The organism is Parabacteroides sp. MSK.9.14 (assembly GCF_019041495.1).
GTDB classification, from domain to species: domain Bacteria; phylum Bacteroidota; class Bacteroidia; order Bacteroidales; family Tannerellaceae; genus Parabacteroides; species Parabacteroides merdae.
Map to the genome: position 1 here is coordinate 137,999 of NZ_JAHPXO010000002.1, position 15,197 is coordinate 153,195.

The 15,197-nt window shown below is 44.3% G+C and carries 10 protein-coding genes; 3 read left to right on the forward strand and 7 right to left on the reverse strand.

What is annotated here, in order from left to right; genetic code table 11:
* Nucleotides 1-7 precede the first annotated feature (7 nt).
* The 3 genes from KTG12_RS01785 to KTG12_RS01795 are packed head-to-tail and all read left to right on the forward strand — an operon-like array spanning nt 8 to nt 2,789.
* Nucleotides 8-904: a decaprenyl-phosphate phosphoribosyltransferase gene (locus KTG12_RS01785; RefSeq protein ID WP_005634418.1), complete on the forward strand. Its 897-nt coding sequence runs from the start codon at nt 8-10 to the stop codon at nt 902-904.
* 1 nt (nt 905) lies between these two features.
* Complete coding sequence (locus KTG12_RS01790) at nt 906-1,499, forward strand: HAD-IB family hydrolase (protein WP_005644633.1); 594 nt, start codon at nt 906-908, stop codon at nt 1,497-1,499.
* 9 nt (nt 1,500-1,508) lie between these two features.
* Complete coding sequence (locus KTG12_RS01795; RefSeq protein ID WP_138272848.1) at nt 1,509-2,789, forward strand: DUF6080 domain-containing protein; 1,281 nt, start codon at nt 1,509-1,511, stop codon at nt 2,787-2,789.
* On the opposite strand, the gene porU is transcribed toward KTG12_RS01795, so the two are convergent.
* The 7 genes from porU to KTG12_RS01830 form a co-directional block, all read right to left on the reverse strand.
* On the reverse strand, nt 2,778-6,143 hold the full coding sequence (porU, locus tag KTG12_RS01800; protein WP_155143438.1) for a type IX secretion system sortase PorU: 3,366 nt from the start codon (nt 6,141-6,143) through the stop codon (nt 2,778-2,780). The two genes, KTG12_RS01795 and porU, sit on opposite strands and share 12 nt — an antisense overlap.
* 14 nt (nt 6,144-6,157) lie before the next feature.
* Nucleotides 6,158-6,772 (reverse strand): fumarylacetoacetate hydrolase family protein, encoded by a 615-nt coding sequence (locus KTG12_RS01805; protein WP_005634422.1) that lies wholly within the window; start codon nt 6,770-6,772, stop codon nt 6,158-6,160.
* 3 nt (nt 6,773-6,775) lie between these two features.
* Entirely contained in the window at nt 6,776-7,426 is a 651-nt protein-coding gene (locus KTG12_RS01810) for a redox-sensing transcriptional repressor Rex (RefSeq protein WP_005634424.1), read from the reverse strand.
* A 332-nt stretch (nt 7,427-7,758) separates the two neighbouring features.
* Nucleotides 7,759-7,980 carry a hypothetical protein gene (locus KTG12_RS01815; protein WP_216945405.1) on the reverse strand — a complete coding sequence of 74 codons (222 nt, stop codon included), beginning with the start codon at nt 7,978-7,980 and terminating at the stop codon, nt 7,759-7,761.
* Nucleotides 7,981-8,526: 546 nt separating this feature from the next.
* Nucleotides 8,527-11,937, reverse strand: coding sequence for a DUF6383 domain-containing protein (locus KTG12_RS01820; protein ID WP_138272846.1), 3,411 nt, complete (start codon nt 11,935-11,937; stop codon nt 8,527-8,529).
* 666 nt (nt 11,938-12,603) lie between these two features.
* Nucleotides 12,604-14,058: an aminoacyl-histidine dipeptidase gene (locus tag KTG12_RS01825; protein ID WP_005634435.1), complete on the reverse strand. Its 1,455-nt coding sequence runs from the start codon at nt 14,056-14,058 to the stop codon at nt 12,604-12,606.
* Between the two features lie 101 nt (nt 14,059-14,159).
* On the reverse strand, nt 14,160-15,176 hold the full coding sequence (locus KTG12_RS01830; protein ID WP_122205444.1) for a lysylphosphatidylglycerol synthase transmembrane domain-containing protein: 1,017 nt from the start codon (nt 15,174-15,176) through the stop codon (nt 14,160-14,162).
* Nucleotides 15,177-15,197: the final 21 nt, after the last annotated feature.

Consider the following 15,197-nt stretch of genomic DNA (forward strand, 5'->3'; position numbering starts at 1 on the left):
TTTGAGTATGAAAGATATACAATCGACAGGCAAAGTTAAAGCATTATTTCTTCTGATGCGCCCTTTCCAGTGGGTAAAAAACATCATCTTGTTCCTTCCCATGTTTTTTGCACAGGAGATAGGAGATACGGACAGGCTGTGGAATGTTGCAATCCTGTTTGCAGGTTTCTGCTTGCTCACCAGTGGCGTATATATTTTCAACGACTTGATGGATGCGGGTGAAGACCGCTTGCATCCGGTCAAACGATTCCGTCCGATCGCCTCCCGGAAAGTTTCTCCGATGGCCGCCCTTGTCTTCATGTTCCTGCTATATGCGACGAGTGCATTATGTTTCAGCTTCATGTATACAAGCAACAACCAGATCTGGTTGTTGTCAGGAGGATATATCCTCCTGAACTTAGCCTATACGCTTTACCTCAAACAGGTACAGATCATAGATGCCATGATTGTCGCCTGCGGTTTCATCATCCGGCTTGAAGCGGGAGCTGCCGCCGGGGAGATAGAACTTTCGCACTGGCTGATTATCATGACATTCATCCTCTCCCTGTTCCTCGCTTTTGCCAAGCGCCGGGACGATTTGCTCAATTTCATGGAGACCGGACAGATTTCACGTAAGAATATTACCGGATATACGATCGACTACCTGAACGTGATCCTGTCGTTTCTCTCTTCCATCATAGCCGTGACTTACATATTATATACGCTTTCGCCCGAAGTGACGTCGAGGAGCAGCGAATACCTGTATGCCACAGTTCCTTTCGTACTGGCAGGCATCATGCGCTATCTGCAAATCATCCTGGTGGAGAAGAGCAATTGCAACCCGACCGACATCCTCTTACAGGACCGTACTTTGCAGTTGACCGTGGCCGGCTGGTTTATCGTATTCGCTTTACTTATTTATTGATATGGCAATCGCAATATTCGACTTCGACGGAACCATCATTTCCCGCGACTCTTTGCCGGATTTTCTAATTCAGGCTTGTGGACGGAAGGCTTTCCTCCTGCGGCTCCCCTGGATTATCCTGCTGAAAGGAGCAGCCTTAACGGGCATTCTCTCCACGCACCGGGCCAAAGAGCTTGTGATCTCCTCTTTCCTGCGAGGAATGAAGACGGAGGATTTCCAACAGGCTTGTCTCGAATATGCTTCCCGTATACCGGCTTTCGTCTATCCTGCGGCCTTGGAAGAAATACGCAGGCATCAGGAAGAAGGAAACAAGATTGCCATTATCAGCGCGTCCGTGCCCGACTGGATACGCCCCTGGGCACAAACTGTCGGAATCCGGCTCGTGGAAGGAACAGGGCTGGAAGTCAGGGAGCAGACTTTGACCGGGCGGTTTTCCACACCCAACTGTAAAGGAGGTGAGAAGGTACGCAGGCTCCGCCGGCTATATCCGGATTTCGCCTCCGAGACGCTGCATGTATATGGCGACAGTTCCGGCGACAAAGAACTGCTCGCCCTTGCAGATGTCCCCCATTATAAACCATTCAACAATAAATAAACATATACTATGATGCCATCCTGCCTGTCTATCCTGTTTCGCGCTCTCCGGATCGAGTGGAGAGAGACTAAGCACACGTTATTTCCGACGACCCCGATAGAAACCGGGCTTTTCCTTTTCTTCTTCCTTCTTTACGGGTGTATCGGTTACCGGATGCTCTTTCATACGGAACTGATCGATGTACCCAACGGGGGAGCGGGAAGTTACTTAGGCTATGACAATCTATTCCATCTCCACACGCGCGGAGGAGCATTCGACATCAGCCATCCCTTTTTCGGCATCTTCCATTTGTTGAAAACACTGTTGACAATCCTATTGACAACCCTGTTCAAAGAGAAAACTTCCGGTATTATTTGCCTGACGCTGATGAACCTGTTGATAACCGGCGGACTGGTCCTGATCTATCGTTACCTGAAGCAGATCGTCCGGATTTCTTCTCGGCGGGCACTGTTACTGACAGGGTTCACGGGATGCTTTTTCACGACCGTTGTCTTATCATTCACCACAGAATCTTATCCGTTCTCCTTTTTCCTGCTCGTCTTCTCACTACTAATGCTTTCCAGGGAATACATGCTGACCGGATATATAAAAGGCCGGACGATCCTCTTTCTCTCTTTCCTTTGTGGAGGAATAACAATCACCAACGCAGCCAAACCGACAATGGCCCTGTTCCTGAATAAAGCACCGTTCTGGCGTAAAATACGGACAGGATTCAAAGTCATGCTGCCATTTGTCATTTGCGTAGCTGCCGTCATGGGCTTTTACACCCTCAAAGCGAAACTGTTCAACCCGGAAGGCCCGTCTCCTATCGAAACGACCGGGCAACTCGGACAGTATTTTATCCACGACGAGACATTCGGCAAACAAGCACTGGTCGATTTCTGGGGCAATACGATTATAAGCACGCCTCTCACACAACAGCTAGTCGGGAAAGAGGTCGTATTGCGTCCCAGCGAATACCTGCACAGTTGGAACAATGCCGTAATCATGTTTCTGTTGTTTTTAGTCGCGGCCTCGGCTTTGCTCAACCTGAAAAACAAATATGTACAACTGCTACTTATGTACCTGAGTATCGATTTCGTGATCCACTTTATCATCCGCTACGGGATGAACGAGGCGATCCTGTTCGGTGGGCATTGGATGTTTGCAGTCCCGATCCTGCTGGGCTGGCTATACACACGATTGCCGGTCCGCATGTACCGGATACTGGACTGGGTTATTATCGGATTCTTTGTCCTGACTGCAACGATAAACACGATGGAGTTTATGCGTTCCTTCTTATTCGCCTAAAATGATGAATTTCCTTGCTTTTGTCGCGTCTTTGGAATTATCGGTACTGATAGCTGCCCGGTAGATATAAACACCGGGACGCATACGGGCACCACCGGATGTCAGATCCCAGGAAACCGTATAGTTTTCGAACAGACCGGACGTTCCGCTTTCTTCATGTTTCCAAAGTTGTCGGCCTGCCAGATCGTAGACCATAATACCCACTCGCATCCGACTTTCGGGACGGTTGTGCATAAGATGGAAAGTCACTTGCTCACGGGCGATACCCGGTGTTGCGATCACATCGAACAGGAATGGTTTCAGTCCCTCGACCACTTCAAAAGTAAATGTCCGCACAGTCGAGTTATTCAAGATATCCCACACCCAGAACTCCGCCGTATGTTTACCCGGCTCAAGCGCCGGGATCGGGAACTTCACGATACCGGTCCCATCTTCGCCAAGTAACAGTTCGTAATAACTGTTCAGGTTATAGCTCAGGACGGTCGATTCGTCTATTACCAGCATCATATCATGCCCGACACTGCTTCCCGTGATATTCACTCCGCTCTTATCCCATAACTCAGCGACAAAATAGGGAGTCGTGTTCACCTGGCCGCCATCTACAAATGTCGTATCATTCAGGTAAAGGGCACGGATTTCCGGACCGATCGTATCGGTTTCCGCCGTGTCGGAAGTTCCTCCGACAATGAAATTGTCGAAATTACCCTGTGCCTCATTGCCACTTTCCGTATCGACGGCATAGAGATTCATTTTCCCCTGCAAATTAGAATAAGAAATATCCTTCGGAACCGTAAAAGTAAAGCTGAACTTTCCGTTGCGCACGGAGTCATTCCCTATAAAAATCGTATTCGGATAGTCGGTGAAGGTGAAAGCCGGACTGTCATCTTTATTGCTGTTCTTCAAGCAGGTGACAGTCACCTTGCTGTCTTTTACCGTCGGGTTGACTATACCAGTAAAATCAGTTACCAACTGCCCGGAAGCATCCAACACCTCTCCTTCGACAGTGATCTTTTCCAAAGCTTTGAAAGATATTGAATTTCCGTCTACCGATTGCCCGTTTACAGTCGTCACTTTCATTCCAAATTCTGGATAAGCCATTTTTACAGCTGGGTCTCCGATCAAGCAGAAACCAAGTTTGTAAACGGACGACAAGGTGTTTTTCGTTGCTTGCATCACTTCTCCCAGCGTACGACGACGCCCATTATTTCTTTCAAACAAATTACGGATAACATTGTCGTTGATCGGGAAATTAGGTCTGGAATAAGCGACACGGACAGTCGTAAACAGCGCAATGCCCCCACTGCTTTTATTCAGAAAGACATCTTCTCCGGCAGACGTATTCAAGTCATCGAATCGCGTAAAATCGCAGGTAGCCGTCACCCATACCGGCAGATGAGTATAAGTAAACTGGTTGATATCTGTTTGTGTTAACACTTTCTCATCGCTTAAAGCCGTTGTCCCTCCATGTCCGGTATAATTAAACAATAGAAGTCCGTCTTTTAGAAGTTTTTGCAAGCCACTCCTTACATCCGGATAAGTTCCTGCCGTCATGTCTTTTTTATAGGCATCATAATACAGTTTATTCACCAAAAACTCAGGATGTTCACTTTCGACATAACCTGCCAACTGATCAGCAAACTCCATATGCTCAGTCATAAATCCATCCGTATTGCTACCATCATCAGCCATAAAACACAGATTGTTTTTCCACGAACCTGTATTTTTATTTTCCATATAAGAGATTACCTTATCCACCATCTGAGTCGCCTGCTCCACAGTCCTGATAGGAAAGCGTCCGATCCCCAGACATAGTTTTTTATTTTGAAGGGATTTCTTATTATCCGCATCATCCAGAAATCCGAAATAGTCATCAATCACATACGATTGACTACTTAATGAGTTTTCCGTCTGATACGTCAATAACATATTGCTCATATCCACCGATTTCCAGGCGGAAGTCAATTTACGGTTGTCGAACGAGCCATCGCCGAACAGCAGTAAATATTTAGGAGCATCAGCTTCCGAAGTCTGCCGGTCGTAGAACATCTTCATAAAACGGCGATAAGCAGTTGCATCCGGTGTACCGCTGGAAAACTCGTTATAAATTGATTCTGGCGTCACCACCCGAACCGTCAGGTTATCCTTTGTCCGATGCGCTTCTGCCAAACGTTCTGCCTGCGTAGTAAAATTAGGCTGGGCAATAATGATCATATCTTGCTGTGGCAAAGCATGCAGATTCTGATTCACCACCTCGCCGACCGTCACGGGAGCTTTGATCTGTGACGGTTTTACTACGACAAACTCCCTCAAGGAAGCGGAAGCAGGAATTGAAAAAGACAACTCTGTCCCGTTCAGAGACGTTTCCATCTGTTGCGGATTTACACCGTCGGTCACATCAAAAACCAGCGTACTGGCATCGGCTCCCTGGATCACAAAGCGGGAAGCATTGCCTCTTGCCGAGAGGCTGCGGAAGAATGTATAATTATCATATACTTTCAATTGCCTCTTCATCTGCAGACGGAAATAGTTCAAGTGTACATTCTTATGTCCGGTCGTACTGTATCCGATGTTGACCTTTACAGTCTCACCTTTATCAGCCGTCCAAGCTCTTTCGCGATACAGTTCCCGTGCCACTTCGTATTCGTCCGACGGGACAGACACGGAACCGGATATTAAAGCGTTTCCATCGACATTCATAGTAATCGTTCCGTTGCCACGGGAGATAAAAGACAGGGTGGCTTTTCCCTCGTCGTTCGTAATACCCGGAACCGATATCGTGAAATCACGGGATAAAGTAGAAGTAAACGATTCCCCATACAGTTCGCGCCCGGAACTGTTCACCGATACCAACTCTTCTTCGTGCAAAACATAATCATCGAAAGTTGTCACTTGCAAAGTGGCTCCAGCAGCAGATGCAGCCTTCTCCATCGTACGCCCGGCTGTTTCTTTCTCGGTCACGAAATAATATCCGTAATTGGAATAGGGGTTGTTGGTGTGGATAAAGGACTTATCAGAAGAAGAATATTCCCATTTGCGCGGCCCTTTCCCATAAAACAACAAATAATCCGCACTCCTCCATACGGCTACCTCAGGGACATCATCAATATAGGTAGTAGAGAAATCTTCATCCAAAGGCCATCCTCCGTAGCCATAAACAGCTACTTTATCCAAATTGGAAAAGCCCATCTTTTTCAGATCGGCAGCCGTCAGTTTGTAAATACCATCTTCCGCCACCTGTATCTTCACCCATTTCCCGGAGTTCAATACCGACTCGGAGGCATATCGGCTACTATCCGCCCAAGCAGAAGTGAGCAGACCGAATACAAACAGCAAGACACATAAGATTCTCTTCATACGTTTTTTCCGTGTTATCTCACAAAGAAATCCAGCAGCTTCTGCTCGCCGATATATCCCTGCAAGTGGTCGTCTATCTTGACCGGCCCCACGCCTACCGGGGTTCCGGTGTAGATCAGATCACCTATCTTCAACGTAAAGAAACGGCTCACATAGGCAATGATCTTGTCGACCGGGAAAAGCATATCCTGTGTATTTCCCTCCTGGACGGTCTTGCCGTTAATATCCAGATGGAAAGGAATGCGGTTCACATCTCCCACACGCTCCAGTGGGACGAATGTCCCAAGAACAGCCGAATTATCGAACGCCTTGCTGATTTCCCAAGGCAGACCTTGCGCACGCAGCTTGTTTTGCAAATCGCGGGCTGTAAAGTCAATCCCTACCGTCACCTCGTTATAGTAACGATGGGCGAAACGTTCGGCAATGTTTTTTCCCAGCCGGTCTATCTTCACGACGATCTCCGTTTCGTAATGAATCTCCGAAGAGAAATCAGGAATGAAGAACGGTTTGCCGTCTTTCAGTAACGAAGAGTCGGACTTCATAAAGATAGTAGGCTCCGATAATTTTAACGAATGATGCAGCTCTTTATTGTGAGCAGCATAATTCATTCCTACGGCTATTATTTTCATATATCAGTGATTGATTGAATTCAAGCGGTTGAACATCACAGCAAGATGGGCATACATAGAGGTATTTTGCACCACGATATCTTCCGGCACACGGATACGGAACGGGGTAAAGTTCCACAAAGCCTTGATTCCTCCCGCGATAATCAATTCGGTCACTTCCTGCGCCTTGTCGACAGGGACGGTAATCACTCCGATCGTCGCTCCGTATTCCTTCTGCTTGGCAGGAAAATCATCCATGTGGTAGACCGGTATCCCGTTAATCTCGGTTCCGGCCAATTCCCGACGGACATCGAAGCCTCCAACAATCTCCAATCCGTATTGTTTCAGACCGGAATCCTGCAACAAGGCGGCTCCCAAGCTACCGACACCGAACAGGAATGCTTTATGCTGCGCCGTAAAACCTAAGAAATCCTCCAACACATCCACCAGCGTACTGATTTCATAGCCGACACGTGTCTTCCCTGAAATATTCACAAAAGAGAGGTCTTTCGCCACCTGACTGGGGTCCACATTAATTTCTTTGGCAATCTGAGTAGATGATACGAAAGCTTCCCCTCTTCCTTTCATCAGTTTCAAAAAGGCAAGATACCACGGCAACCTCCTAAGAGTCGGCTCCGGCACTTTCCAGATTTGTTTCATTTCATCGTTAGCCATTGTTCAATCTTTATTAATGTAGCTCACAAAAGTACAATTTTTTTCTTTGGGAATAGAAAAATAGAACACGCTCTTTTCATAAAGCGTCCATCTGTTTTCGCCACCGATACGGACGATGACTATATAAATGTTCTTGCAAAACCAACCATCATACTATCATAATCGCCCGTATATTACTTTAAAACAACTCGTTACAGCATGATAGTTACCATTTTGCACTATTATTCATCTATCATAACCATCATAGTAAAAAACGATAACATACTGTGTTTCAATTATACAATAAAAACAGAGACCGTCCGGGAATAGGTGCAAAACAGGTTAAAATAGCTTCATTTTTCATCAAGACAAGCTTTTCTTTTGCCAAAAACGGCTTGAATAGCTGCTTGAGACCCGGGTGTAAGAGCCACGGACATCCGGGTGTGGAAGAGGAGCAGATCCGGGTCTGTGCGAAGCTCTTCCGGGGATGTGGGGATGTTTATCTGCCATGCTGAGGACACTTTTATGCCTTGTTTTTGCATCTTATCCGGCGAAAAGAGCGTTTTTTGTGCCAAATAATCTCGTTTCTGTCGATAGTCATTTTGGCCTATATAAATATAAGCAGCTCATTATCGGTTACATAAATAAACTATTAAATAAAAAGCATGATAGATGCATGATGGTAGAATGATAGTAGAAAACAACTACTATCATGCTTTAACATATTGTGAAACAACAGCTAACAACCAGCCATGATAGTATGATGGTTGGTTTGCAAATTTTTATAGAGAAAGAAGAGATGGTCTTGGATAGCAATTTTTGGTACGGTTGCCCTGGAAACATACAGAATCAATGCTTTTTTTAACAAAAGCCTCCCCGATATTGCTACCGGAGAGGCTTCATTTTGTGTCTGCCTTTTCTCTTCACAGGGATAATGGCAGATGAACTTTTTTTAATTTTTTACTTTAGTATTAATATTACCGCCTGTTCACCCATCACGGGATAATTAGCTTGAAAGCTGCACGGTAAAATTTAGAATTATTTGATTTATAAAATCTTATTCTTTTTCAGAGCAGAGATACGATTGCTCGTATCCCTACCTGATGATGAATTTTCTATTATTACTTAACGATAGCTTTAACAGCTTCTTCGCCTTCAACAGCTACTACAACTACACCCTGAGGAGCAGCAATTACAGCATTGTCAGAAGTGATAACTGTGTTAGCTACTGTCTGGCCAAGGATGTTAGAAACAACAACCTTCTTACCGGCAGCATTAGCAACACGTACAGCACCCTGCTGAGCGATTACAGTTACTTCTGATGTTGCAATTTCTTCGTTGTCTGTTGCCAATTGATCATCTTCTTTGTTTTCAACGTTGAAGATCAGGGCACCGTCACCACCAGTCTTAGCGTTAGAGAAATAAGAAGGATTCTTAGTCAAGACAACGCAACCATTCTGGATCTTCAACCAAGAGCCGTTTTCAGGAGCAATCTTTTCACCATCATAGTTGTTTGATTCGAACAAGAATTTGTTAGCATTACCTTCTTCTTCCACATTACCGGCAGCTTCAGGATTCACATAACGGAATGACCAAGTATAATTTTTGTGGTTGACGCCAGTCAACACATTCTTAATCTTGGTTGCACCAGTAGCCACCAAAGAATCATTTACAGCTTGTAATCTTGCAAAATCGATCTTATCATTTGCCAAAGCCTTGAATTCGTCTGTCAAAACCCACAATGTATCAGCCTGTTTGATAGCTTCAACAAAACCTACGCGAACATAACCAGCAGTTACATCTGTGTACGGTTTCTTGTAACCATTAGCAGCAGCAGAATCAGCGAAGCTAACTACATATTTACCTCTTTCAAATGCAGCCTTACCCGGAATAGCATGGATACAGTGGTTAGCATCTACCAAGTTACCATTTTCATCACGGTGAGTTCCGTCTGCTTCCGTACAAGGAATTGTATCTGTACCCGCGAAATCATTATGAGCAACAGAAAGTAGATACTGAGGTTTGATATCACCATTGTCACGGTTGATCACAGCTGTATCGATCTGGAAGGCAAGACCTGTAGCCTTGTTAGCAGTCCACATACCTACATAATTCACGTTAGCATCCATCAAACCACCTTCGCGGTTGTTTTCATCCATCAGATATTCTTTACGAACATTTTCAAAGAATCTCAAACTGTCACGACCATCTGTTGCACTTTCACCCAAAGCCGTATTGTTGAAACGGCGATACAGAGGAGCATCGCTCTTAGCGATAGCAAATACAGAAGTTCTTGTTTCAGTCAATACCTGAGCACGCAGCAGAGCATCTTCATCGTTGTCGACAACACCAGCTTTATTCAAGCCATTGTTATTAATCAAAGCATAATAACAAGTCAGATCTTCACCCTTCGTAAATTCATTGTTTTCTTTGAAATAGAAAGAAGTTACAGCATCTGTGCTAGCCGGATTTGTCGTTGCCATGATCTGGTGTTCTTTGTTTACATAGAGCTTACGTCCGTAAGGTGCAGAAACCGTATAAAGACGTCTTTCCAACTGAGCCAATGTCGGAATATAAGTATTAGCACCACGAGCATCTACATCATAACCGAATTCAGCAGCTTGAGCAGCTTCAATTGAGAAACGGCCAGCATCTTCAGTCAATACGTTCAAAACAGAGTCTTCAGCATTCTTGTTCAGGTATTTATCAGCTGTATAAGCATGCCAGTAGTTGAATGTATAACGATTTACATCCAGATCCTGATCTTCCAAAAATTTGTATCCATTGTGTTTGTCAGCAACAGCGTCAGCAGAAACCGGTTCAAAGACAACTTCTACACCATTCAACTTGTACTGGCCGTCTTTAGTACCTTTTCTCAACTGGATCTGATAATCGTTCTGTGCATCGAACTCACGGTTAGTTACCTGAACCGGAGAAATTTCTGCACGAAGAGCAGAATGATCTTTCTTGATAACAACCCACTGGAATGCAGGGATATGGTTAAAATTCATATTCTTGATAACATCACCTCCAGTATATTCAGCTACAGAGTCTGCATCATAAATGTGAACGCCATAATATTCACCAGTTTTCACATTTTTGATCGTGTAAACATCGTCAGCGATACTTGCATAATCAGAATCGATACCGTCGGCGTAAGCCAAAAGATTTACGTGGTTTTCAACAGGTCTTCCAGCAAGCACATCGTCATCATAGAAAGTAACGACATTCTTAGCTTCGTCTACCAAAGTACAATGTGACAACACTGTAAACAGCTTCGTATTATTCTGAACACCTGGTTTAAAACCAGTTGCCATGTTACCAGAAATTCCACCATCTACACGGGCATCATCATTCAACATTGTCCAATATGTCACTTCGCTTCCTTTCTGGCTTTTCGGAGCCACGGCATTTGCCAACTCAACAAACTGAGAGAAAGATTCGACTTGCAAAGAGTCTGTCAACAGGTCCTTTGTGAATTTGAAACGGAATGCATCGTCCGGCAAATTATAGCCTAATGTATCAATCACATTATAACCATTAACCGGTGTAACCAAATTGCCTGCGGCATCTTTTTCCATGATTGCAGCCGATGTTGTCAACTGATTATACAGTTTGAAAGAAGCACCAGTACTTTCATAATAAGACGTATCAAGACGTAAATAGTTATAAGACAATTCTCCTTCGTCATTCAATTTGTTCAAAAACAGATATTCATCTTGTGCTGGTGTATATCCACCTTTTTTGTTACGCAGAACTTCATAAGGAGAAGAAGGAGTACCACTACTTCTCAGGACCTGGGCTTGATACTTATCGGCAAACGGATTTTTGTCGATATCCTCTGCAAAAGACAACTGCATGTACTTAACATCATCGCCCTTTGTGTTCAGGTCTTCAGCAGACATTACCCAAGAACCCGGAGTCAAGATCTGTAAAGCTGTACCTGATTGCAGTTTTTGTTTCGAATCTTTTGCTGCATAAATAACGTTAGTAGCAGCATCTACACGAATCACCAAAGTAGAGTCACCACCGGCAAAGTCCATAGAAACAACTTCGGAGGCTTGTAAAGAGTTAGAAACATTGTAACGGCTGTTATACCAAATCCACTGTGTCAAAGCACCACCAACTTCAGCTGCATTACCTGAAACAGCAGAAGTAGATGTACCCGTTTCTTTTACTGCATTCTTCGGATCAAAAGAAAAAGTAGCACCTGTTGCCTTGTTTGTCATAACAAAACGAGTAGCACCACCATCACCTGTCACATTAGCAGAAACCGTCCACAAAGCGGAATCAACTTTTGCCAAAGAATTCAATGAGTTTGCTGCAACCGATTTAAAAGCGAGAGTTCCATCGGCAGTTTCTGTAACGCTTACAACATTAGTTGCCCCACTTCCTACGCCTAAAGCATAATACTTGGCCTGACGAATTTCAGGTTCACTAGAAAAAACCTGAGGATTAAACGTCTGCGCAGAAGCTCCGACACCAGAAGCCAGCAGAACACCGGCTACAAGAGTAGAAAACTTTTTGTTCATAATCTAATAATTTAATTAATAATACTATATATAATGAAATTCAGTTCTATAAATCCCTCTTTGGGATCATCCTATAAAATGACTAATGAAAACGTACGTTTTTTTTAGTCATTTTGGGGGAGGGTTTAAATGGTTTGTGATAAAAAGGTGGTTTTTCGTACATGTTAAGCTATCTAATTGATAAGAAAGAATATAGAAAAAGAAAAATCTTTGAGGAAAGAATTGCAGGTTCAAAAAGTATATGTATTTTTGTAGCTGAAAAATGACGAATTTAAACGTACGTTTTTTAGTCATTTTATTTTATGGACCTATCTTGTTGATATAAAATTAATTACATCCCAATTTTTGCCTATTTTTACCCTCATAAACATACGTACGCGTGTACCTTTCAAGATCACAAGTACACTTAATAATCAATATATTACGAAATTGCCAAACTTGCAAAAAAGAGTTTTCCCGCAAAAAAACAAAAAAACATCACCTACGAGACAATATACATATCCTCAATATACATACAATTCCTACTTTTCATACCGAGAAAGGAGATCATTCAGCATGCACAACGCAAGAAAACTTCACAGTTGACATTGTGGCAACAAAAAAGCCTCCGATGAAAAAGATCCACCGGAAGCTTCCTATTATATTATTATATAATGTATATACGAATCAGATTCTCGCAAGCGTCGTAACAATAAAGTCCCACGTACGGGCAACAGACGGAATGCTGACACGCTCGTCAGGAGAATGCGGATGCTGCAAGTCCGGACCGATAGAGATCATGTCCATATCAGGATAGGATTCCTGAATGATACCGCATTCCAGACCGGCATGCATAACCTTAGCCTCCGGCTTCTTTCCGTACAAATCCAAATAAGCTTGCTGCATGATTTTCAGGATCGGCGAATCGATATTCGGCTGCCATCCGCCGTAACCATCCGAATATTCCACCTTCGCCCCGGCTAGAGAGAAAATACTTTCCAAACTCGAACAAACAGCTTCCTTGCGGCTCTCGGACGAACTGCGAACCAAAATCTGAATCTCGATCATTTCGTTCGAGGACTTGACGATTGCCAAGTTTGTAGACGATTCGACCGTACCCGGAAAATCGACCAGCATACTGATCACACCGTTCTGGCAGCCTTCTATCGCATTGATCAGATCATCCTGAATCTCTTCCGGAATCAGAGTTGCCGGCATATCGGTCATTTCGGCCGTAAAATTAATATTGTGTTCAATGCCCTTATATTCGTAGCGGTACATTTCCTGATAATCGGACACAAGCTCCCAAAGAGCTTCCACATTATCTCCAGGAATTGTTATTACGGCAAAAGCTTCACGCGGGATAGCGTTGCGCAACGAACCGCCGTCGACAGATGACAGACGAGCCCCATAATCGCGTACGGCCTCTTTCAAAAAACGGAACATCAGCTTATTCGCATTCGCACGTCCCAAATGAATATCCACACCGGAGTGACCGCCTTTCAAGCCGGTCAGGCTGATTTTCACGGCAACATCGCCCTCCGGAATATAAGTATCTTCCTTAAATTGCATGGAGACATTCAGATCGGCGCCACCAGCACAACCGACAAACAACTCGCCTTCTTCCTCTGAATCACAGTTCAACAGGATTTCCCCTTTCAGGAAACCCGGCTTCAAACCGACTGCGCCATCCATCCCCACTTCTTCGTTAATGGTAAAAAGGGCTTCCAGAGGACCGTGCGTCAATGTCTTATCCGCCAGGACAGCCATAGCAAAAGCAGCACCCATACCGTTATCAGCACCCAATGTCGTTTCGCGTGCTTTCACCCAATCTCCATCTATATAAGCATCGATCGGATCAGTTAGAAAATCATGTTTTACCGAAGAGTTCTTCTGCGGAACCATATCGAGGTGAGACTGCATGGTCACGGTTTTGTGTCCTTCCATTCCCGGAGAAGCCGGTTTACGAATCAAAACGTTTCCCACTTCGTCCTGCAAAGTTTCCAATCCCAATCCTTTACCAAAAGCTACCATAAAACGGGTTACAGCCTCCATATGTCCGGTCGGACGAGGGATTTGCGTAAGGTCATAGAAATAACCCCAAACTGGCTGCGGAGAAAGATTTTTGATTTCTGCGGACATAAATAAAACTGCGTTTTAATTGACAATTGACAACTTAATCAATGAACAATTGACAATTAGGTTAATAATTAATGTTATATATCGAATGGACAACCGGGCATTTAATTGTCAATTGTCAATTGTCCATTGTCAATTCCTTTGTTTACAAAAGGTAGCGCCACCACACCAAACAGTCCCGTAATTCCGAGCCAGGCAGTTTGCACCGTATGCACCACCAGAGCAAAAGCCGCAGCATCGGTTTCTTTTACTCCGAAGCACATCAAAGTGGCGATCACCATAAAATGCCACGGACCAATCCCCCCCTGCACGGGTACCGCCACAGCGATACTACTCATCGTAAAAGCGATCAGACCGACCGTCACACCCAAATCACGGGTAAAATCGAAAGCATAGAAAGTGATGTAGAAATACAGGAAATATCCTGTCCAGATCAACAGGGTTTGAATAACGAAAAGACCTTTACGCTTCATCAGCCAGATGCTCTTCATTCCATCCCAGATGTTCTGCAACATCGACTTTGCTTTCTTGACCAGCGTAAAGTTACTCATATATGTGAATATAAACCAAATTCCGGCAATAAAAATTACGCCGGCCACATAAATCCATATCGAGTTGAACATGGACTGAAAACCATCCAGCAACGCAGGGTTCTTCGCAAAGAAACTATGGAAAAAATCAAAATTGAAGATAATGATGGACATTGTGATCAGCCCGACCATGATGGTATCGCTCACACGGTCGATCAGCAGCGTCCCCAACAGGCGGGTAAACGGGATCTTGTCATATTTGGTTATCATCCCGCAACGCCAGACTTCACCGACACGTGGTAGCACAAGGTTCACAGCATAATTCCCCAACACAGCATAAATCACATTGCAGGTCTTCACCTTATCACCTAACGAACGAATCAGCAGTCCCCAACGCAATCCCCGGACAATATTGGCTCCCAAGCCAAACAAAAGGGAAAAAAGAATAATCTCATAGCGGACCCCCTTACGAATCACATTCCAGATCTCGCCAATATCCATCTTACTGTACAGATACCAAAGGAGTAAACAACCGAATGCAAGCGGGAGAATTATCTTGAGAAACGTGCGTAGAATTGCTTTAAAATCCATTATACGTAGATGACTTTAAAT